The organism is Streptomyces sp. NPDC020742, from assembly GCF_040641675.1.
Classification (GTDB): domain Bacteria; phylum Actinomycetota; class Actinomycetes; order Streptomycetales; family Streptomycetaceae; genus Streptomyces.
On record NZ_JBFAEA010000009.1, the window covers coordinates 205465 to 227170 of the forward strand.

A 21706-nucleotide genomic window follows, 5' to 3' on the forward strand; every position below is an offset into this window, starting at 1 on the left:
GCCATGGCCCTGACACCGGCAGGCGGAGTGCGCCTGCACACCCAGCTGCTGCCGGGCCGGGGCGCCGGCCCCCGGCCCGGCGGACCCGCCGTCGTCCTCCTGCACGGGCTGGTGATGGACAACCTGTCGAGCTTCTACTGCACCCTCGCCGGCCCGCTCGCCCGCGCCGGGCACCAGGTGCTCCTCTACGACCAGCGCGGACACGGCCGCAGCGAACGCCCGCCCGCCGGCTACGACCGGGACACCGCGGTGGCCGACCTCACCGCGCTGCTCACCGCCCTCGGGCTCGACCGCGGCCCGGTCCACCTGATCGGCAACAGCTACGGCGGCGTGCTCGCCCTGCACACCGCGCTGGTCCGGCCCGAACTCGTCGCCTCACTCGTCCTGATCGACGCCCAGCTGACCGGCGACTGGCCCGAGGCCATGGCCGACACCCTCTCCGTCGCCGCCCTCGGCCTCGAACACGGTCGGCTGGCCGGGCAGCTCGGCGCGCTCGGCCGGCGCAAGGAGGCCAGGACGGCCGCCGCGGCCGACGCCCTGCTCAACCACACCACCCTCATCGAGGACATCGCGGCCGGCGGCGCCTTCACCGCCGGCGACTTCGCCCGGCTGCGCTGCCCGGTCCTCGCCGTCTACGGCGCACACTCCGAACTCCTCAACGGGGCACGGGAGTTGGCGGAGGCTGCGCCGGACTGTGCGCTGCGCGTCCTGCCCGGCATCGGACACACCGTGCTCACCGAGGCCACCGCCGGACTGTGCGCCGCCGTCCTGCCGCGGCTGTCCGCCACGGCCGGGGCGGTGGCCGGATGAGGTTCCTCTTCGTCGTCCCGCCGCTGGCCGGGCACGTCAACCCCACCCTCGCCGTCGCCGCCGAACTCACCGCCCGCGGCCACCAGGTCGCCTGGACCGGCCCGGCCGCCGCCCTCGCCCCCCTGCTCCCCGCCGGGGCAGCGCTCCACCCGGCGGGAGACCCCGACGTGCCCGGCGGCACCGCGGCGCTGCACGAGCGGCGGCCCGGCCTGCGGGGCCTCGCCGCCCTGCGCTTCCTGTGGGCCGAGGCCCTCATCCCGCTCGCGCACGCCATGCTGCCCGGGGTGGACCGGGCCGTCACGTCCTTCGCCCCCGATGTGGTGGTGGCCGACCAACAGGCCCTCGCCGGACCCCTGGTGGCCCGCCGGCACGGCCTGCCGTGGGCCACCTCCGCCACCACCTCCGCGGAGTTCTACCGGCCCTTCGACGGCGTCCCCAAGGTGGGGGAGTGGGTCGGTGAGCGCCTCGCCGGGCTGCTCGCCGACTGCGGCGCACCGGCCGGCTGGGACCCGCGCTTCTCGCCACACCTGATCCTGCTCTTCTCCACACCGGAGCTCATGGGCGACGCCACCGTCCCGGCATCCGCCGGCACCGCCGGCCGGGCCCCGCTCGCCCTCGTCGGGCCCGCCTTCGGCGCCCGCCCCCCGGCCGGCGACTTCCCCTGGCGCCGCCTGGACCCCGGGCGGGCCCGCGTCCTGGTCTCCCTGGGCACCCTCAACCGCGAGGCGGGCGCCGCGTTCTACCCGGCCGTGCTGCGCGCCGCGGACGCCCTCGCGGACCGGGTGCAACTGATCCTGGCCGCCCCCGCCGACCTCGTCCCGGCCGTGCCGCCGCAGGTGCTGCACCAGGAGTACGTCCCCCAGCTCCGGCTGTTGCCGCACCTCGACGCCGTGCTGTGCCACGGCGGCCACAACACCGTGTGCGAGGCCCTCGCCCACGGGCTGCCGCTGGTCGTGGCGCCGGTCCGGGACGACCAGCCGGTCGTGGCCCGCCAGGTCGCCGACGCCGGCGCCGGTGTCCGGGTGCGCTTCACCCGGCCCCGCACCGACGAGCTGCGGCAGGCGCTCACCGCCGTACTGGACGACCCGGCCCACCGCACCGCCGCCCGCCGCATCCAGGCCTCCTTCGCCGCGGCCGGCGGAGCCGCCGCGGCGGCCGACCGCCTGGAGAAGCTGCCGCCCGGGCCCGCCCGTCCGCACCCCCGCACCCCCACCGACAGCGCGACCGTGAAGGGACCGTGACGCAGATGGCACCAGCGCACCGCTCGGGACCGGTCATCCGGGGACTGGCCGCCGCCACGGCGGTGGCCCTGGCGGCGGGCACCGTCCGCGCCCGCCGCCGGCTCGCCGCACTGCCCGTCCTGGCCCCGCCCGGGCCGTACGACCCCGCACGTCCGGTGGCCCCGGGCTGGCACCTGATCACCGCGCCCGGCGTGACGGCCGACGAGGCGACGCTGCGCGCCGCGACCGCCCACGCCGTACAGGAAGGGCTGCACGTCCTCGACCTGATCCCGGAGCGCCTGGACGCCGCCGGCGCCCTCGGCCTGCTCCGGCTGCTCGACCCCGAGGCCCACCGCGCGGACCGCTGCGCACCGGGACACGGCGCGGGCCGGGCCCTGCTGGTGGCCGACGAGGTGCACCGGCGCGCCGGGCTCGGCACCCACACCCCGCCCCGCTCCGTCGCCGAACTCCTCACCCTGCTCGGCACCCTGAAGGAGTACGCCCCCACCAGCACCGGCTGGGTCATCGCCCCCGGCCTGACCACGCCCCCCGCCGACCCCGCACGGCACGCCGAGGAGCTCCGCGCCCGGGGCCTGCCACCGGCCCTGCTGTCCGCGGCGCAGCTCGCCGGCCTGCTGTGGCTGGCCAAGTGCGCGCATGCCACGCCACGTTGGGGAGCCGCCGTGGTCGCCCTCTACTGGCTACAGCCCGCCCTGGTCCTCGCGTCGAACGGCCGTCTGCGCCCCGCCGACCTGCCGCGCGCCACCGCGGCGCGTCCGCTGCGGGCCCTGACCGGCGCCCTGCACACCCTCGGCGCACCACCACCCCCCGGCCCGGCCACGGCCGCCGGCACGTCGGCGGCGGACCCCACCGCCACGGCCCGCCGCGCCGCCTACGCCGCCGAACTCGCCGCCGGCACCGACCGGTTCTTCGAACCCCGCCGCCCGGACTGCCCCTGGTGCGGCGCGGTGGACCTCACCGTCCGCGTCCACGTGCCCGACCTGCTGCAACGCAAGCCGGGCCGCTTCACCCTGGAGGAGTGCCGGCAGTGCGGCCACGTCTTCCAAAACCCCCGCCTCACCCCGCAGGGCCTGGACTTCTACTACCGCGACTTCTACGACGGCCTCGGCGCCGAGGGCGCCGTCCTGGTCCTCGGCCGGATGAACAGCACCTACCGGGGCCGCGCCGAACTGCTCACCCCCTTCACCACGCCCAGGAACTGGCTCGACGTCGGAACCGCCGCCGGACACTTCTGCAACGCCGCCCGCGCGGTATGGCCCGACACCCGCTTCGACGGACTGGACATGGGCGAAGGGGTCCACCAGGCCGAGCGCAAAGGGTGGATCACCACCGGGTATCGGGGCCAGTTCCCCGAGCTGGCCGACCGGCTCGCCGGCCGCTACGACACGGTCAGCATGCACCACTACCTCGAACACACCCGGGACCCGTTCGCCGAACTCGACGCGGCCGTCAAGGTCCTCGCCCCCGGCGGCCACCTGCTGATCGAACTCCCCGACCCCGAGGCCCGGATCGCCCGGCTGCTCGGCCCGCACTGGCTGCCCTGGTTCCAGCCCCAGCACCAGCACCTCATGCCGCTCGGCAACCTCGAACAGGCCCTGGCCGCACGGGGGTTCACCGTCCTGGCGGTGCAGCACGGCGCGGCCCACCAGTCCAACGACTTCCTCGGTGCCGTCGCCCTCACCGCGAACCGGATCGCCCCCGACCCGGGCGCCCCCTGGGCCACCGTCCCCGCGACCCCCGCCCGCCGCGCCGCCCGGGCCGCCGTCCACCTGGCGGCGATGCCCTGCTACGCCACCGCCCTCGCCCTGGACGGCGTGCGCAACGCCCTCGTCCGGGCCACCGACGGCGGCAACGCCTACCGGCTGCTCGCCCGCAAGGAGCTGGGATGACCGCCGCCGACCTCGCCCGGCGCCCCACCGCTGACCCCCTCCAGCGCCTGCTCGCGCACGGCTTCGCCGCGGCGTACGGCCGCCCGCCCGAGACGGTCTGGCGGGCCCCCTACGCCTTCCACCTGGGCGCGCACGCCGTCCCCCGGTCCCCGGCGCTCACCGGGATCGTGCCGGGCACCGACTGGGTCGCGGCGGCCGACCGGCACACCGGCGCGGCCGTCGCCCCGCGCACCGACGGGATGCTGCGCTGCGGCTCGCTCAACCACCCGGCCGAGAGCGCCGCACTGCCGCTCCTCGGCCCCGCCGCCCGCGCCCCCGGCTGGGCGGCCCGCCCGTACGCCGCGCTGCGCGCCCTGGCCGCCGCCGGCGTCGGCCGCGGCGGCGCCGACCTTCAGGTCAACGCCGCGCTGCCGGACGAGGCGGGGTTGCCGGTCGCCGAACCGCTGGAGTGCGCCGCCGCCCTGGCCGTCGCCGACCTGCACGCCCACCGGGGCGGCGCACCGGTGCCCCGCGCCCGGCTGGCTCGGTTGCTCGGCGCCGCGGTGCCCGGTGACGACGCCCTGCGCCGGGCCGTGCTCTTCGCCCGAGCCGGCCACCTCCTCGCAGTCGACGGCGGCACCCACCGTCCGCTGCGGGGCGACCGCAGCGGCGCGGACCCCGGTCTGCTGTTGCTGACCCTGCGCGCCCCCGCCGGCCCGCCCCCGCACCCGGACACCGCGGCCGGCGGAGTCGCCACCGCCCTGGCCCTCAGCGAGGCGCTGCGCGCCGGCGCCTGGTCCGCCTGGTGGCCCGCCCGGCGTCCCGGCCGCGGTCTGCTGCTGCTGATGCCCCGGGAGCGGCGCGCCGCGGTGCGCGCCGCGGTGGCCGACGCCTTCACCCGGGCCGCGCTGCCGGTACCGCGCTGCGTGCGGATCGCCGCCGGGGACGCGGCTCACCGCGAGCACTGACGCCCCGCCCCGCCCCGCCGCCGACGGGGAACCGCCGCGCCGGACGGACTGCGGGCTGGAGCGCGAACGAAGCAGAACGGAGCAGAACGGAGCAGAACGGAGCGCGAAAGGCGGAGGCCACCGCCCTGTGCAGGGGGTGGCCTCCGCCATGGCGCCCGGATCCGGCGGGCGGGCCGGTCCGTCCGGCCGCCGTCAGCGCCGCCGGACCAGCGGGAACGGCAGCGTCTCGCGGATCGACAGACCGGTCAGGAACATCACCAGCCGGTCCACGCCGATGCCCAGACCACCGGTCGGCGGCATGGCGTACTCGAGGGCCTGCAGGAAGTCCTCGTCGAGCTCCATCGCCTCCGGGTTGCCGCCGGCCGCCAGCAGCGACTGCGCGGTGAGCCGTCGGCGCTGCTCGACCGGGTCGGTCAGCTCCGAGTACGCGGTGCCGAGTTCGGTGCCGAAGGCCACCAGGTCCCAGCGCTCGGCGAGCCGCGGGTCGCGCCGGTGCTGACGGGTCAGCGGCGAGACGTCGGTGGGGAAGTCCTTGTAGAAGGTGGGTAGCTGGGTCCGCTCCTCCACCAGCCGCTCGTACATCTCCAGCACGATGTCGCCGCGGCTCATCTCCGGCTTCACCGGCACGGCCGAGGCCTCGCACAGCCGGCGCAGCCGGTCCGGCGCGGTGTCCGCGTCGACCTCCTCGCCGAGTGCCTCGGAGAGCGCCCCGTAGACGGTCTTGACCGGCCAGATCCCCGAGATGTCGTGCTCGACGAGCTTCCCGTTGCGGTCCGCCTTACGGGCGGTGGCGCTGCCGAACGCGGCGATCGCGGCGTCCTGGATCAGCTCCCGCGTCAGGTCCAGCATCACGTCGTAGTCGGCGAACGCCTGGTAGGCCTCCAACATCGTGAACTCGGGGTTGTGCTTGTAGGAGATGCCCTCGTTGCGGAAGGTCCGCCCCATCTCGAAGACCTTCTCCATACCGCCCACGCACAGCCGCTTGAGGTACAGCTCCGGCGCGATCCGCAGGTACAGATCGAGGTCGTAGGCGTTGATGTGGGTGTGGAACGGCCGGGCGTTGGCGCCGCCGTGGATCTGCTGGAGCATCGGCGTCTCGACCTCGAGGTAGCCGCGCTCGATCAGCCCCTGGCGCAGCGCCTGCACCGCCGTGCTGCGGGCCCGTACGGTCTCCCGCGCGTCCGGCGAGACGACCAGGTCCACATAGCGCTGGCGGACCTTCGCCTCCGGGTCGGACAGGCCGCGCCGCTTGTCCGGCAGCGGGCGCAGGCACTTGGCCGTCAGCCGCCACTGGGTGACGAACACCGTCAGCTCACCGCGGTCGCTGGTGCCGACCTCGCCCTCGGCCTCGACGTGGTCGCCGAGGTCGATGTCCGTGCCGAAGCGCTCCAGCAGCTCCTTGCCGCTGCCGTCCCGGGTGAGCGCGATCTGCAGATCGGCCGACCAGTCCCGCAGCACCGCGAAGAGCACCCCACCGTGGTCGCGGGTGAGCAGCACCCGCCCGGCGATGCGGGCGGTCTTGCCGGTGCGCACGCCGGGCGCCAGGTCCGGGTGGGCCTCGCGGACCTGGCCGAGGGTGTGCGACCGCTGGATGCCCACCGGGTACGGGTCGGTGCCTTCCTCGCGCAGCCGGTCCAGCTTGCGGTGCCGCACCCGCACCTGCTCGGGCAGTGCGGCCAGCTCCTGCTCGCGCAGCTCCTCCGCAGTGGCCGGCTCCGCCTGCACCAGGCCGAGCTCGTCCAGCGACGGCAGCCCGGCGGTGCTCGCCGGGGCCAGCAGCCGCTTCTTGTGCCCCTTGCCCCACAGCTTGCCCAGGCTCGGCACGGCGACGTAGCCCTCGGCGATGCCGGAGGCCAGACCGATCCGGGCCAGCGCACCGGCATCGGCGTAGCACAGGAACCGCGGGTACCACTCGGGGTCGTACTTGGCGTTGGAGCGGTAGAGCGCCTCCAGCTGCCACCACTTGGAGAAGAACAGCAGCATCCGGCGCCAGACCTTCAGCACCGGGCCGGCGCCGATCCGGGCGCCCTCCTCGAAGACGGAGCGGAACACCGCGAAGTTCAGCGAGATCCGCCGCACCCCGAGGGACCCGGCCTGGGCGCACAGCCGCGCCACCATGAACTCCATCACGCCGTTGGGCGCGGTGCGGTCGCGGCGCATCACATCGAGCGAGATGCCGTCCTTGCCCCACGGGACGAACGACAGCAGCGCGATCATCTTGCCGTCGCCGTCGAACGCCTCGGCGAGCAGGCACTCCCCGTCCTCCGGGTCGCCGAGCCGGTCCAGCGCCATCGAGAAGCCGCGCTCGGTCTCGGTGTCCCGCCAGGCGTCCGCCCGGTGGATGACCTCCTGCATCTCCTCGTCGGTCAGCGCGGAGTGGCGCCGGACGCGGAAGGTGGCGCCGGTCCGCTCCACACGGTTGACGGCCTGGCGGGTGACCCGCATCTCCCGGCCGTCCAGGTTGAAGTCCTTCACATGCAGGATCGCCTCGTCGCCGAGCTGCAGCGCCCCCAGGCCGCTGCGGGCGAACGCCTTGGCACCGCTCTCGCTGGCGCCCATCACGGCCGGCTGCCAGCCGTACCGTCCGGCGACCTCCAACCAGGCCTCGATGGCCTGCGTCCACGCCTCCCGGTCACCGACCGGGTCACCACTGGCCAGGCAGACGCCGGCCTCCACCCGGTAGGTGACGGCGGCCTTGCCGCTGGGGGAGAAGACCACCGCCTTGTCGCGGCGGGTGGCGAAGTACCCCAGCGAGTCCTGGCTGCCGTAGCGGTCCAGCAGCGCCCGGATCCGGGACTCCTCGTCGCCGTGCAGCGCGGCCTCCATGCGCTGCGAACGAAACAGCGTGGCGGCGGCGTTCAGCAGCGCCAGCGCACCGAGCAGACCGAGGACCGTGCTGGTCCAGTGCGGCGGATGCCCCTCGACCAGCCGGCCGGTGACCAGCCCGCCGCAGACGCGGTTGGCGGCGTACAGCAGGCGGTTACCACCGCCGGCCTCCAGGGTGCCCGGCGCCAGCGTCACCAGCCCCCAGCCGAACAGCGCCGCCACCGCGAGCCCGGCGACCAGCACGCCGATGGCCCGCAGGAAGGCGCCCCGCCGGGTGATCGCATAGAACTCTCGGTGCGAGACCAGCAGCAGCACCAGCGCACCGGTGCACAGCACCAGGGAGAAGGCGAATTCCCAGTACCCCGCGGCCAGGAACAGCGCGTCCGCCAGGGTGACCAGCACCATGTACGCCACGACGAACCACAGGGCGACGCGTTTGCGGGCGGTCATCGCCGCGCCCAGAAGGAAGAGGAACGCCGCATAGGCGAAGTTCGGCGCCACCGGGATCGTGAGCGTGTCCAGCCAGTAGATCACTGGATGGAGCCCGCGCCGGAGGGGGCCGATCAGCGCCGTCAGGGCGCAGAACAGCCCGAGTACGCTGAAGATGATGGCGAAGCCATTCGGGACGCGGCGCCGGAAGCGCCGCCACCCCGTGAGTTGATCCTGGTCCTGCACGGTGCTCATTCCGTCACACTAGGCTCTGAAGGGGTTCAGCTGCTCGGCGCGGGTGCGCTGTTTTGCTGCTGAGGGGACCGGACGACGTTCCCGTCTCCGACCCCGATGGTCGTATCGTCCTTCCCTCGCACGGGGGACGCGGCGATCTCGACGGGGTCACCCACGTGGACCTTGCCACAAACCCGCGTCGCATCCGAGTCGGTGCAAGTCCGGCCGATGGTGAAGTTCAGGTCATAGTCCTTCGCGAAGTAACGGCCGCCGCCGGAGTCCACCCCGTTGAGCTCCGCCCGCAGCGTGATCATGGTGCCCGGCTCCGGCGGGGAGGCGGGCTGCCAGTCGGCCCGGTCCCGGCCGCTCGCGTCCTTGCTCCACCTCCACGACCCCGCCGCCGGGACGTCACCGGTGACGCTCAGGCGCCGCTCCACGGCCTCCCGGTCGGTCACCGGGAAGTCGAAGGTGACCGCGACCGGACGGTCCGCCCCCCGCCCGGCGCCCGGCCGGCCGGGGCCGATCGCCAGGGTGTTGAGCTTCTCGGCGCTCGCCGTGGTCAGCGACTCCTTGGTGGCGCCCGGGTCGCCCTGGGCACTCCTCGTCCGGACGACGATGGAGTACTTGGTGGCCGGAGCGGCCCGCGTGCCGGAGGTCCAGACCCGCCCGCCGCTCCCCAGCCTGCCGGGCAGCCCTCGTCCCCTGGGGTCGGTCACCCGCACCTCGGTGAGCACGCCACCCCGCGCGGTGAGCTTCAGCAGGTCGCCGGCCTGGACGCTCCGGGCCCCGCTCGCCGCGCCCAGCATCACCTTCACCGCATCGCCCTCGGCCGCCGGCTCCGCGGTACCCGCGCAGCCGGTGAGCGCACCGGCGCCGATCACGGGGACCAGGGCGAGTGCGGCACACCGCGGCCGGGCCGGCCGGCGGCGGGGGCGAGGGGTCTGGCTCATCGGGGGCTTTCGTTAGGGGAGGCACCGGGGAGCCGGATGCCGGCCGCTAAGACGGTCAAACGCCATCGACCGTTGCGGGGGGTGATGTGATCCACGCCACGCGATCCCGTTGGCCTGTGTTGGTGACCGGTAGTGATCACCCGGATGGAGCAGTGGGCCTCGAACCGGACATACCCCGAAATACGCCAAACTGGCCACCCATTGCCGTCCGTTCGGGCGGCGGTCGAGGAGGCGTGCGTCGCATGGCAATTTCCATCTCGGTCGTACTGCTGCTGGTGATCCTGACGGTGATCTTCCTGCGCAGCGGCAAGCTGAAGTTCTCGCACGCCCTGGTGTGCGCACTGCTCGGGTTCTATCTGGCCAGCAGCAGCCTCGCCCCGGACATCCACCAGGGGCTGGCCGGTGCGGCCGACGTGGTCAGCAGCGTCCGACCGTGACCCTGGCGCGCCGCCGCGGCCTCGGACTCGCCCCGCGTGACCTCCCGGCGCGGTCCGCCCCCGGGCCGGCCGGCTGCGCCCGGGCCCGCGGCCGGGCGCGCACCGCCGACCGAAGAGCCGGCGCCACGGGCTGAGCGGCGGCCTTCCAGAGGCTGCGGGGAGGTCGGGCGGGCAGAGGATCGACCCACCGACCCACCGACCCACCGACCCGCCGACCCGCCGACCCGCCGAGCCGTCGAGTCCCTGAGTCGCCGACCCGCCGACCCGCCGACCCGCCGACCCGTCGAGTCGCCGAGTCGCCGACCCGCCGAGTCCCTGAGCCGCCGACCCGTCGAGCCGTCGAGCCTCCGAGCCGCCGGTGCGGCGGTCAGTCGGTCGAGAAGACCCCGATCGCATTGGCCACCGGCCGTTCCGCCCCGCCCGACGGGTGGTTGCGCACCACGACACCGGTGCCGTCCCCGTCGTCGGTCACCAGCGTCGACGACCCGCCACCGTCCAGGTCCATCGCGTCCTCAGCGCCCAACTGGTCCATCAGATCCGCGAGTTCACGGACCGTCAGGCCCGTCTGTCCCTCCTCGTGCGCCCCGTCCAGCGCCATCAGGTAGAGCACCCGGCCACCGTCGCCGATCCCCGCGGCGGTGCGCACCGCCACCGCCACGGTGTCCAGGCCGGCCACCGGCCCGTCGTCCCGCACGATCGGGAAGCCGCCCACCGCCCACCGCAGTCGGCCCGCTCCGCGGCCGACGAGGCGGTGATCGACCCGCACTCGCTCGCCGATCCGCAGTTCGCGCAGCCGCCGTGCCCCCTCCTCCCGGCCCAGCAGCACCACGCTCCCCGCGGCCACCCCGCCGGCGCCCGGTCGCCCGTCGACCGCCGCCACCCGGCCGTGCCGGACGGTCACCTCCGCGGTGTCCGTGCTGCACGGCGCGCCCCGGTCGGTGTCGGTGCCGCAGGTCGCCCGCATCCGGGACACCGGACCCCACCACCGGGTGTACGCGCCGATGCCGCCGACCGGCAGTGCGTACTGGTTGAGCCCGCCCAGTGGCAGTGCTCCGCGCGGGGTCCGCACCGTGCCGTGCAGCGTGAGCCGGTCCAGCCGCGCCCGTCGGTCGTAGCCCACGCCGATGACGTCCTCGGTGGTCGCTCCAGGCGGCATGGCCGGTCCGAACCGCTGTCCGTCCGGCACCGCGCCCTTCAGCTGCCGCCCCGAGGCCACCTCGGGCCCCACCGAAGCACCGGTCGCCTCCACGCCCGGGTGTTGGCCCTCGCTGATGTTGAAGAAATCGCCGTTGACGGCGCCCACCGCGCCGCGGTCGTCGGCCAGTTGGGACACCGGCAGGCGAGCGCCGACCGCGTCCGGATGGAGCAGGTCCACCGCGACCCGGGGATCGGTCAGGTCGATGGTCAGCAGATGGCCGCGCACCAGGCCGTGCGGCACCGTCATCCGGAATGCGCCGTAGGTCACGCCGGGGGCGACCGGCACGGCGCCGGTACGGCGCAGTGCGCCGTCCGCGGCGTTGGCCGCCACCCCGTCCGTCAGCCCGCCGCCGGCCACCGCACCCCAGGCCACCAGCACGGTCAGTGCCACGCGAACCCGGCCGAATCGCTGCTTCACGAGCCCCCCTGACGTCACGCCAACTGTCCAGGTGCCGAAGTCGCGCGCTGTGCGCCGCGCACTCCATGCCGCGCTCATCACGACATCGTTACTATCGCCCGGAGATGTCATGAATCTGTACACCCGCGGAACGGCCGTCGTGTCGCCGCGCGCCGACCCCGGGTTTCGCCCGCCGTCCGCCGCGGGCAGTCCGCCGCCCGCGGCTCCGCGCCCGTTCCGCCGGTGGTCGAACCGCTACCGGGCCGGCACCCGCCCGCTCGTCCCGGCCGGAGAGCTTGCTGCGCGCGGGTGACCGGCCGCCGGTCACCCGCTGTGCTGCCAGGAGGCCGCGGTGACCAGCTCCATGTAGCGCGCCCAGTCCCAGAACTCGCCCGGGTCGGTGTGGTCGGTGCCGGGCACCTCCACATGGCCGATGATGTGCTCGCGGTCCTTGGGGATCCCGTAACGGTCGCAGACCGCCGCGGTGAGCCGGGCGGACCGCTCGTACAGGACGTCGGTGAACCACGTCGGGTCGTCGATCCAGCCCTCGTGCTCGATGCCGATGCTGCGGGTGTTGACGTTCCAGTTGCCGGCGTGCCAGGCGACGTTCCGCTCGGTGACGCACTGGGCGATGCGGCCGTCGGCGGAGCGTACGACGTAGTGTGCGGCCGCCTTGTGCGCCGGGTCCTGGAACAGCCGGAGGGTGTCCCGGTAGGTCTCCTGCGTCACATGGACCACGACCATCTCGACCGGGTACTGCGTGGGACGGTCGGCGGCGGTGTAGTTGGACCGGCTGGCCGGGACCCGGGTGACGGGGGGATAGCCGTCGTCGCCGCGCTCCGGCAGCCAGGGTGGGACGGGGAGGGCGCGAGCCGCGGTGAGGGGGGTGAGCGCGGTGGCGGCGAGGGCGGCGGCGCCGGTGAGCAGGCGGCGGCGGGCCGGGCGGGGGCGGTCGTGCTCCATGTGAACTCCTGACAAGGGACCGAGGGGTGGTCGCGTACATGTCACGCACATGCGATGCGTTCATCATGCGCAACAGGACAGGCCCTGCCAAGGGAATGGCCGCCCCGCCAATGGCTCGACCAAAGGCGGAACGGCGCAGGTCAGGAGAGGATCCGCTACCTGATCGGCGGTCACCCGGGTGCCGCGCCCGCCGCTCCGACGGCGGAGCGGGGACACGGCACCGCGCCGGGTGGCGGGCCCACGGTCAGTGGCCGACCTCCACGTCCTCCAGGATGCCCAGCGCGTCCGGCACCAGCACCGCGGCCGAGTAGTAGGCGCTCACCAGATAGTTGATGACGGCCTGGTCGTTGATGCCCATGAAGCGGACCGAGAGCCCGGGTCGGTACTCGTCCGGGATGCCGGTCTGATGGAGCCCGACCACGCCCTGGTTCTCCTCGCCGACCCGCAGTGCGAGGACCGAGCTGGTCTGGTCCGGGTTGATCGGGATTTTGTTGCACGGCAGCAGCGGAATGCCCCGCCAGGCCCGTACCGCCGTGCCCGCGAACTCCATGGTGCTGGGGTAGATGCCGCGGGCGTTCCACTCCCGTCCGATGGCCGCGATGGTGCGCGGGTGCGCCAGCAGGAACTGTGTCTTGCGGCGCCGGGAGATCAGCTCGTCCAGGTCGTCGGGGGTGGGCGGCCCGCTGCGGGTGTGCAGCCGCTGCTTGAGGTCGGCGTTGTGCAGCAGCCCGAACTCACGGTTGTTGATCAGCTCGTGCTCCTGGCGCTCGCGCAGCGCCTCCACCGTCAGCCTCAACTGCTGGTCCAGCTGGTTCATCGGGTCGTTGTAGAGGTCGGCGACCCGGGAGTGCACCTTCAACACCGTCTGCGCGACGCTGAGTTCGTACTCCCGTGGCGCCAGGTCGTAGTCGGCGAAGGTGCCCGGCAGGACCGGCTCGCCGGCGTGGCCGGCGGACAGCTCGATCGCCGCCTCGCCGTGCTTGTTGTGCGCCGGCACCTCCGTGGCACGGAACTCCTCGAGGTGGCTGCGCAGCGGCGCCGAATCGGCCAGCAGGGCCTCGTAGTCGCTGCGGTAGAGGGTCAGCGCGGTCACCCGGGTCACCGCCCGTACGGAGTGCTCCCAGGTCGCCTCGGACGACACCAGGACCTCCTCGCCGAGGGCGTCGCCGTCGGCCAGCGTGCCCAGCGACGTCTCCTCGCCGTACTTGCCGGTCCCGGAGCGGTCCAGCTTGCCGTGTGCGATGAGGATGACCCGGTCCATGGGGCTGCCCGCCCGGGCCAGCACATCGCCCGGCGCGAACTCCCGCTGGACGAAGCGGTCGGCCAGAGTCTCCAACGCCGGGGTGTGGTCGAAGCCGCGCAGGGGGGCCAGCTCGCGCAACTCATGGGGGATCACCCGCACTTCGGTGCCGGTCGAGACGAACTCGATCCGGCCGTCGCCGAGGGTGTACGTGAGTCGGCGGTTGACGCGGTAGGTGCCGCCGGAGACCTGTGTCCAGGGCAGGACGCGCAGCAGCCAGCGGGAGGAGATCCCCTGCATCTGCGGCACGGTCTTGGTCGTGGTCGCCAGCTTGCGGGCGGCCGTGGTGTCCAGGCTGGAGCGGTGCTGCGCCGGCTCGACGGGCTGCGGTCCGGACGTCGGGTCCACCGATGTGGTCATGGAGAGGGCTCACCTGTTCTGTCGTGCAGGGCATGCGGGACGTACTGCTGTGACGGCGGGACGGGGAAGCGCCCCGCCGCGGTGTGCGGTCTTCTTCCGTGGGCTCTCAGTGGCCGATCTGTACGTCCTCGAGCACACCGAGCGCATCGGGCACGAGAATGGCCGCGGAGTAATAGGCGCTCACCAGGTATTTGACGACCGCTCGGTCATCGACGCCCATGAACCGCACCGAGAGACTCGGCTCGTACTCATCGGGAATTCCGGTCTGCTGCAGACCGACCACGCCCTGGTTCTCCTCTCCGGTGCGCAGCAGCAGAATGGAGCTGGTCCGCTCCTTCGTCACCGGAATCTTGTTGCACGGGAAGATCGGCACCCCGCGCCATGACGGCAGCGAATGCCCCATGAAATCGACCGCGGTCGGATACAGGCCGCGGGCGCTGCATTCCCGTCCGATGGCGGCGATCGTCTTCGGGTGGGCGAGCAGGAAGCCCGGGTCCTTCCAGACCGTCGCGAGCAGGTCGTCGAGGTCGTCGGGGGTGGGCGGTCCGGTGCGGGTGCGCAGGCGCTGCTTGAGGTCGGCGTTGTGCAGCAGCCCGAACTCACGGTTGTTGACCATCTCGTGCTCCTGGCGCTCGCGCAGCGCCTGGACCGTGAGCTTCAGCTGCTCCTCGACCTGGTTCATCGGGTCGCTGTAGAGGTCGCCGACCCGGCTGTGGGTGCGCAGCACCGTCTGGGCGACGCTGAGTTCGTACTCCCGCGGCGCAGGGTCGTAGTCGACGAAGGTGCCGGGCAGGGACGGTTCGCCGTGGTGCCCGGAGGCGAGCGAGACCTGGGACTCGCCGCTGTCGTTCGTCGGCCGTGCGGTGCCCCCGCCGGCCGTCGCCAGGTGCTCGCGCAGCGCGGGGGTGCGGTCGATGACCTCCTGCGCGGCCGGCCGGGGCAGCGCCAGCACGGTCACCCGGGTGATCGCCCGGTAGCTGAACTGCCGGGTCCCCTCGTCCGCGGAGAGTGGGCCGTCGCCGAGGTGGTCGCCGCCGGCCAGCGCCTCCAGCACCGCGGTCTCGCCGTACTTGCCGGTGCCGATGCGGTCCACCCGGCCGTGCACGATCAGCACCAGGCGGTCGTCCGGGGTGCCGGCCTCGGCGATCAGCTCGCCCGGCGCGTACTCGTGCTGGGTGAAGCGGCTGCCGAGCGCCGCCAGCACCTCAGTGTCGGTGAACTCCCGCAGCGCGGGCAGCTCGCGCAGCTCTTCGGGGATGACCGAGGCGTCGGAGCCGTTGATGTCGAAATCGATACGGCCGTCACCGAGGGTGTAGGTGAGCCGGCGGTTCACACGGTAGGTACCGCCGGAAACCTGCACCCAGGGGAGCAGCCGCAAAAGCCACCGGGACGTGATGCCCTGCATCTGCGGCGAGGTTTTGGTGGTGGTCGCCAAATTCCGCGCCGCGGTGGTGCTCAGGCTGGAATTCTGGGATTCTTCCGCACTGCCGGGCAGTGTTTCATCGGCAATCGTCACGCTGCGACCCATCTCCTTGAACGGTGCGATGCGGCCGCCGTGGAAGACCGGTTGACGCCGGTTCCGCGGAGGCTCGCTGAACCGACGGTAATGGTGCTGTTTTTATCAGCACAATCGCTCGATGGGGTGGCATGGAAATCTCTTTCCATGGAAAGGTTTAGCCGATTCGGGTCTGGGGGGAGTGTGCCGGGGCAGGGAAGTGGAGCGGATCGTTCAGTACGCCCTGGAGCGCCGCCTGCGCCGCCCCCAGTAGAGGTCCGTCCGCTCCCAGCCGAGACACCGTCACCAACGGCCCGCCGGCCCGCGCGGGCCCCGCCGCCACGGCCGTACGCAACGCCAACTCCCGCTCCAGGGACGGCAGGAGCCAGGGCGCGAGCCCGGCCAGCGCGCCGCCGAGCACCACCGCCTGGGGGTCCAGCAGGTTCACCGCCCCAGCCAGCGCGATGCCCAGCGCCGTCCCGGCCTCCTCCAACGCCCGTACGGTGGCGGCCTCCCCGTCGGCGGCGCGGCGCGCGAGCAGGGCGATCCGGCCGCCGGGTCCCGGATGCCCGACCGCCGTCCGCTCCGGCGGCAGCCCGCCCGCGCGCAGCACCGCCCGCTCGCCGGCGTACTGCTCCAGGCAGCCGCGTCCGCCGCAGTCGCAGGCCCGGCCGTCCGGATACACCGGCACATGACCCAGTTCACCCGCGAAACCCCGTGCGCCACGCAGTAGTTGGCCCTCGACCACGACCGCCGCACCGATGCCGACCTCCGCCGAGACATGGACGAAGTCCGGTGGCGGGCCCGGCCGTTCGGCGTCGTCCCCGGCCAGCCGCAGTTCGGCCAGCGCGCCGAGATGGGCCTCGTTCTCCACGGTCAGCGGGATACCGGGGGAGTCGTCGCCGGCCCCGGTCGCCGGAGCCAGCCCGGGTGCCAGGTCGGCCGCCCGCCAGCCGAGGTTCGGTGCATGCACCACCGTCGTCGAGTCGCGGGCCACCAGGCCGGGCACCGCGACCGCCAGCCCGGCAGGCCGCAGACCCTCCGCGGAGATCCGCGCGGTCACCTCCGCGCACAGCGCGGTCAGCCGCCGCAGCACCGGGCCGGGGGCGCTGCCCCGGTTCGCCGCGTCGGCCGCAATCCTTGCCCGTACCCGCCCCCGCAGGTCGACCGCGCACACCGCCAGATGGTCCACGCCTATCTCGGCCCCGATGCCGGCCGGCCCGCGGTCGCTGACCATCAGCTCACCGCCCGGCCGGCCCCGTCCGGTGGGCGCCGCCCGCCCGCTCTCGATCAGCAGCCCGGTGCGCAACAACTCCTCGACCAGCGGTGCCACCCCCGCCCGGGTCAGCCCGATCCGTGCTGCGACCGCGGGCCGGGACAGCGGCCCGTGCGCGGCCACCGTCCGCAGCACCCGGGCCAGGTTGCGGCGCCGGATGCCGTGCTGGGTGTCGCCGCCGGACGCGGTCACGGGGACTCCTTGGGGGCAGGGGGGAGGGGGACGGTGTCGTACGTGGTGCGGCCGGCGTCGCCCCGGGCCCGGGGGCCTGGCCGCAGGGTCATCGCCGCAACAGCGCCGCACCGTCCGCGAGGGTGGCCGCCAGCCGCTCCCAGGCAGCGGTGTCCCGGGGCCGGGCCGGATGCTGTGCGCCATGGGCGGTACCCCAGCGGCGGGTCACCGCGGCCGGGTCCTCGCCCAGCAGCAGCCCGGCCGCCTGGGCCGCCGCGCCGAGCGCCACCAGCTCCTGGGCTTCGGGAACCACCACCGGGCGCCCGGACAGCCGGCGCACCGTCTCGCACCACGCCCGGCCCTTCGCCCCGCCGCCGATCAGCAGCAGCGGCACATCGGGCGCGGCATCCTCGCCCAGCACCCGGCCCAGCGCCTCCAGCAGCGCGAACACCGCGCCGTCGTAGGCGGCCTGCAACAGCTGGCCGGGCGTGGTGTCGTGCCGCAGCCCGTGCACCAGGCCCGAGGCGCCGGGCAGGTACGGGGTCCGCTCCCCGTCGAGGAACGGCAGCATCACCACCTCGCCGCCGACCTCCACGGCCTCCCGGTCCCGGCCCAGCAGCGCGGCCACCCGGTCCACGGCGAGGGTGCAGTTCAGGGTGCAGGCCAGCGGCAGCCAGTCGCCGCGGGCGTCGGCGAACCCGGCGACGGTGCCGGTCGGGTCGGCGGGCCGGCGGGTGGAGACCGCATAGACCGTCCCCGACGTGCCCAGGCTCAGTACCGGCTGCCCCGGGCGCAGGCCCAGTCCCAGCGCGGCGGCCATGTTGTCGCCGGTACCGGCCGCCACCAGCGCTCCCTTGGGCAGCGGCAGTTCATCGGCGTGCACGGTGCCGGCGGCCTCGCCGGGGAGCGCCACCCGGGGCAGCATCGCCGGGTCCAGTCCGATGTGGTCCAGGACCTCCGCGTCGTAGGACTCGGTGGAGGCGGCCCACCAGCCGGTGCCCGAGGCGTCGCCGCGGTCGGTGACGGCCTGCCCGGTGAGCCGCTCGGTGAGGTAGTCGTGCGGCAGCCGCACCGCCGCGGTGGCTGCGGCCGCGGCCGGCTCATGGGCCCGCAGCCAGGCCCACTTGGCCACCGTGAACGCCGGCCCCGGCACAAGGCCGATCCGCTCCGCCCAGGCCCCGGCGCCGCCCCGTTCGGCGATCAGGCGCGCGCTCAGGGCCGCCGGGCGGACGTCGTTCCACAGGATCGCCGGGCGCACCGGCGTACCGGCCGCATCCAGCGTGACCAGCCCGTGCTGCTGCCCGGCGACCGATACCGCCGAGGCCTGCCGGACGGCGTCGCCGCACTGCGCCAGCGCCTCGCCCAGCGCCCGCCACCACTGCCCGGGGTCGCTCTCCTTGCCCGCGCCGCCGCTGACCGTGTGCGGCGCCTGGCCCCGGGCGAGGATCGCACCGGTCTCCGCGTCCACGACCAGTGCCTTGGTGGACTGCGTGGAGCTGTCCACCCCTACGACCAGCGGTCCCGCTGCCTGTGCGCCCATGCTGCCTGCTCCCTCGGCGGCCGTGTCGGACGGTCCGGTTCCAGGGGGTTCCCCGGTGTGCTGCCGCATATTAGTTTGACCGCGAGGGAATTTGTAAAGCGCCTTGACGAAATGCCGAGGGAGTCGCGATGAGCCACCAGCCCGTGCCCGAGGACAAGTTCAGCTTCGGCCTGTGGACCGTCGGCTGGCAGGGGCGTGACCCGTTCGGGGACGCCACCCGACGGGCCCTGGACCCGGTGGAGACGGTGCACCGGCTCGCCGACCTCGGCGCGTACGGCGTCACCTTCCACGACGACGACCTGCTCCCCTCCGGCGCCACCGACAGCGAGCGCGCGGCCGCCGTCACCCGTTTCCGGCGGGCGCTGGACACCACCGGCCTGGTCGTCCCGATGGCCACCACCAACCTCTTCACCCACCCCGTCTTCAAGGACGGCGCCTTCACCGCCAACGACCGCGCCGTCCGCCGCCATGCGCTCCGCAAGACGCTCCGCAACATCGACCTCGCCGCCGAGCTGGGCGCCCGCACCTATGTGGCGTGGGGTGGACGGGAGGGCGCGGAGTCCGGCGCCGCCAAGGACGTACGGGCCGCGCTGGACCGGATGGCGGAGGCCTTCGACCTGCTCGGCCAGTACGTCGTCGAGCAGGGCTACGACCTGCGGTTCGCCATCGAGCCCAAGCCCAACGAGCCGCGCGGCGACATCCTGCTGCCCACCGTCGGCCACGCACTGGCCTTCATCGAGCGCCTGGAGCGCCCCGAGCTCTTCGGCGTCAACCCCGAGGTCGGCCATGAGCAGATGGCCGGCCTCAGCGTCCCGCACGGCATCGCCCAGGCGCTGTGGGCCGGCAAGCTCTTCCACATCGACCTCAACGGCCAGAGCGGCGTCAAGTACGACCAGGACCTCCGCTTCGGCGCGGGCGATCTGCGGTCCGCCTTCTGGCTGGTCGACCTGCTGGAGACGGCCGGCTACGACGGGCCGCGGCACTTCGACTTCAAGCCGCCGCGCACCGAGGACCTGGCTGGCGTCTGGGCGTCGGCGGCCGGCTGTATGCGCAACTATCTGATCCTCCGGGAGCGCGCCGCCGCATTCCGCGCCGACCCCGCCGTCCAGGACGCCCTGCGGGCCGCCCGCGTCGGCCAGCTGGCCCGCCCCACTGCTGAGGACGGCCTGGCCGGCCTGCTCGCCGACGCGACCGCCTGGGAGGCCTTCGACGCCGATGCGGTGGCGGCCCGGGGCATGGCCTTCGAGCACCTGGACCAGCTGGCGCTGGAGCATCTGCTCGGGGCGATCTGAGGCGCCGGCCCGGTACGGGGCGGTCGCGTCAGCCGAGCACCTTGCGCGCGAAGGCGATCTCGGCCGCCCGCTGCTCGCCGCCGCCGCCCTCGTGAGCGTTGAAGCGCCACACCTTCAACTCCTTCTCGCCCGCGTAGTGGTGGTACGCGGCGAAGCCGGTGGAGGGCGGCACGACCTCGTCGCGCAATGCCGTGCCGAAGAGGGCGGGCGTGCTGGCCCGGGCGGCGAAGTTCAGGCCGTCGAAGTGGTCGAGGGTGTGCAGGGAGGTGTCGATGTGGCCGCGGGCGCCGGCGAAGTAGCGCCCGAGCTCGCCGTACGGGCCGGCGTCGGTGACCTCGATCGCGCGCCGGATGTGAGCCAGGAACGGCACGTCGATCAGCGCGCCCGCCAGCCCCGGCACCAGCCCGGCCACTGCCAGCGCGAGGCCGCCGCCCTGGCTGTGGCCGGCCACCACGAGACGTCCGGCGTCCACCGCGGCATGACCGCGCGCCGCCTCCACGGCTCGTACGGCATCGGTGAACAGCCGCCGGTAGTAGTGGTCGTCGGGGTCGAGCAGGCCCTGGGTCAGCTTGCCGGGTACGCCCGGATTGCCGGACCCCACCGGATCCGGAGTGTCCCCGGGGCGGTTGGGTCCACTCTGTCCCCGGGCGTCCATGACCAGCGTGGCGTACCCCACGGACGGCCACAGCAGCCAGTCGTACGGCAGCATCCTGCCGCCGCCGTAGCCGAGGTACTGCACCACGCACGGCAGCGGGTGCTCCGCGGCCCTCGGGAGCAGGAACCAGGCGCGGATCCGGTGGCCGCCGAAACCGCAGAACTCGACGTCGTAGCAGCGGAGAAGGGCCAGCCCGGCGTCGACCTCGGTGAAGCGGGCGTCGAGGTCATGGGCGCGGGCCCCGGCCAGCGTCCGGGCCCAGAACGCGTCGAAGCCGGGCGGCTCGGGGAGCGGCGGGTGGTAGCGGCGCAGCTCGTCCAGGGGCAGGTCGGTGAACACGGGAGACCTCCGGGCCGTAGGGTGGCGTGCTGCCTGTCGCCAACGGTGCCCAAGAGGAAGACATTTCAGGCGCGAAATGTTCCAGGTTGGTCACCACGTCCCTCAATACCCAGTAGAGAAGCGATCATTTCCGCCATGAGCTTTCCTCCGCCTCCGCCGCCGAACCAGCCGCATCAGCCGCACCAGCCCCCCGGCGGTGCTCCGGGTGGATTCGGCCCGCCGGCCGGCGGCTACGGTGCGCCCCAGGGCGGCGCGGCCCCCGGCGGCTACGGCTCGCCTGGCGGTTACGGAGCGCCGGGTCCGGGTGGCCCCGGTGGCTGGCAGCAGCCGCCCGGCCCGCCCAACGGCGGCGGCAACGGCAAGCTGATCGCGGCGATCATCGCCGGCGGCGCGGTCGTGCTGGCCGCCGTGATCACCGTGATCGTGGTGGCCAACAGCGATGACAGCGGCAAGCACCAGGCCCAGCCGTCGTCCAGCCAGAGCGCCCTGTCATCGCCCTCGTCCTCGGAGACCGGCTACCCCTCGCCCTCGGAGTCCGCCACCGGCAGCGACGACGACAGTGCCACGCCCTCGCCCAGCAGTAGCAAGATCCCCTACTACCTGCTGCAGACGGGCGACTGCTACGACCGCACCGCCGACGGCGGCGGCTACAACGAGGAGGCGTCCTGCAACGGCCCGCACGACGCCGAGGTGGTCACTACCCACCGGCTGGAGGCGGGGCTGAGCACCGAGTCCGAGATCAAGCGCAAGGCGTCCTCGCTGTGCCGCGACGAACTGGAGCGGAAGGCGGCCCGGCAGCCCGCCGGAACCGTCGAGGGCACGTTCGTCCAGTTCCCCAGCATCAACGGCTACAAGCTCGGCATCAAGTCCGTCAGCTGCAGCCTGACGGCCAACAGCACCGGCACCCGGAAGCTCACCAAGCCGCTGTCCTGAGCCGGCCGGGCGCCACCGGCGCCCG

16 protein-coding genes are annotated in these 21706 nt (G+C 74.0%); 7 read left to right on the forward strand and 9 right to left on the reverse strand.

Features of this window, described 5'->3' with window-relative positions; translation table 11 throughout:
* Window positions 1-3 precede the first annotated feature (3 nt).
* The 4 genes from AB0G84_RS18490 to AB0G84_RS18505 are packed head-to-tail and all read left to right on the forward strand — an operon-like array spanning window position 4 to window position 4887.
* Window positions 4-810, forward strand: a complete 807-nt coding sequence (locus AB0G84_RS18490) for an alpha/beta fold hydrolase (protein ID WP_361321377.1) — start codon at window positions 4-6, stop codon at window positions 808-810.
* Window positions 807-2051 carry a nucleotide disphospho-sugar-binding domain-containing protein gene (locus AB0G84_RS18495; RefSeq protein WP_361321379.1) on the forward strand — a complete coding sequence of 415 codons (1245 nt, stop codon included), beginning with the start codon at window positions 807-809 and terminating at the stop codon, window positions 2049-2051. The genes AB0G84_RS18490 and AB0G84_RS18495 overlap by 4 nt, the downstream gene beginning before the upstream one ends.
* A gap of 5 nt (window positions 2052-2056) precedes the next feature.
* Window positions 2057-3940, forward strand: coding sequence for a class I SAM-dependent methyltransferase (locus AB0G84_RS18500; protein WP_361321381.1), 1884 nt, complete (start codon window positions 2057-2059; stop codon window positions 3938-3940).
* The gene (locus AB0G84_RS18505) at window positions 3937-4887 is read left to right on the forward strand and encodes a galactokinase (RefSeq protein ID WP_361321383.1); all 951 of its coding nucleotides are present in this window, start codon (window positions 3937-3939) and stop codon (window positions 4885-4887) included. The genes AB0G84_RS18500 and AB0G84_RS18505 overlap by 4 nt, the downstream gene beginning before the upstream one ends.
* Window positions 4888-5079: 192 nt before the next feature.
* On the opposite strand, the gene lysX is transcribed toward AB0G84_RS18505, so the two are convergent.
* Window positions 5080-8397 (reverse strand): bifunctional lysylphosphatidylglycerol synthetase/lysine--tRNA ligase LysX, encoded by a 3318-nt coding sequence (lysX, locus tag AB0G84_RS18510; RefSeq protein ID WP_361321385.1) that lies wholly within the window; start codon window positions 8395-8397, stop codon window positions 5080-5082.
* Window positions 8398-8423: 26 nt separating this feature from the next.
* Entirely contained in the window at window positions 8424-9326 is a 903-nt protein-coding gene (locus AB0G84_RS18515; protein ID WP_361321387.1) for an Ig-like domain-containing protein, read from the reverse strand.
* A gap of 242 nt (window positions 9327-9568) precedes the next feature.
* Here AB0G84_RS18515 and AB0G84_RS18520 point away from each other — a divergent pair, with 242 nt between their 5' ends.
* Window positions 9569-9763 carry a hypothetical protein gene (locus AB0G84_RS18520; protein ID WP_361321389.1) on the forward strand — a complete coding sequence of 65 codons (195 nt, stop codon included), beginning with the start codon at window positions 9569-9571 and terminating at the stop codon, window positions 9761-9763.
* Window positions 9764-10130: 367 nt separating this feature from the next.
* Here the strand turns inward: AB0G84_RS18520 and AB0G84_RS18525 are convergent, their stop codons facing one another.
* The 6 genes from AB0G84_RS18525 to xylB all read right to left on the reverse strand — a co-directional run bounded on the left by AB0G84_RS18525 (window position 10131) and on the right by xylB (window position 18462).
* Window positions 10131-11378: a phosphodiester glycosidase family protein gene (locus AB0G84_RS18525; protein WP_361321391.1), complete on the reverse strand. Its 1248-nt coding sequence runs from the start codon at window positions 11376-11378 to the stop codon at window positions 10131-10133.
* Between the two features lie 303 nt (window positions 11379-11681).
* Window positions 11682-12320 carry an N-acetylmuramoyl-L-alanine amidase gene (locus AB0G84_RS18530; RefSeq protein ID WP_361321393.1) on the reverse strand — a complete coding sequence of 213 codons (639 nt, stop codon included), beginning with the start codon at window positions 12318-12320 and terminating at the stop codon, window positions 11682-11684.
* A 244-nt stretch (window positions 12321-12564) separates the two neighbouring features.
* On the reverse strand, window positions 12565-13980 hold the full coding sequence (locus tag AB0G84_RS18535) for a family 2B encapsulin nanocompartment shell protein (RefSeq protein WP_361321395.1): 1416 nt from the start codon (window positions 13978-13980) through the stop codon (window positions 12565-12567).
* A 106-nt stretch (window positions 13981-14086) separates the two neighbouring features.
* Window positions 14087-15496, reverse strand: coding sequence for a family 2B encapsulin nanocompartment shell protein (locus AB0G84_RS18540; protein WP_361321397.1), 1410 nt, complete (start codon window positions 15494-15496; stop codon window positions 14087-14089).
* A 157-nt stretch (window positions 15497-15653) separates the two neighbouring features.
* Window positions 15654-16943, reverse strand: a complete 1290-nt coding sequence (locus tag AB0G84_RS18545; RefSeq protein ID WP_361321399.1) for an ROK family protein — start codon at window positions 16941-16943, stop codon at window positions 15654-15656.
* 88 nt (window positions 16944-17031) lie between these two features.
* The gene (gene xylB / locus AB0G84_RS18550; RefSeq protein ID WP_361321401.1) at window positions 17032-18462 is read right to left on the reverse strand and encodes a xylulokinase; all 1431 of its coding nucleotides are present in this window, start codon (window positions 18460-18462) and stop codon (window positions 17032-17034) included.
* Window positions 18463-18590: 128 nt separating this feature from the next.
* Between xylB and xylA the strand changes: the two genes are divergently transcribed.
* Window positions 18591-19754 (forward strand): xylose isomerase, encoded by a 1164-nt coding sequence (gene xylA / locus AB0G84_RS18555; protein ID WP_361321403.1) that lies wholly within the window; start codon window positions 18591-18593, stop codon window positions 19752-19754.
* Between the two features lie 28 nt (window positions 19755-19782).
* Here the strand turns inward: xylA and AB0G84_RS18560 are convergent, their stop codons facing one another.
* Window positions 19783-20748, reverse strand: coding sequence for an acetylxylan esterase (locus tag AB0G84_RS18560; protein WP_361321405.1), 966 nt, complete (start codon window positions 20746-20748; stop codon window positions 19783-19785).
* Between the two features lie 135 nt (window positions 20749-20883).
* Here AB0G84_RS18560 and AB0G84_RS18565 point away from each other — a divergent pair, with 135 nt between their 5' ends.
* Window positions 20884-21681 carry a hypothetical protein gene (locus tag AB0G84_RS18565; protein ID WP_361321410.1) on the forward strand — a complete coding sequence of 266 codons (798 nt, stop codon included), beginning with the start codon at window positions 20884-20886 and terminating at the stop codon, window positions 21679-21681.
* Window positions 21682-21706: the final 25 nt, after the last annotated feature.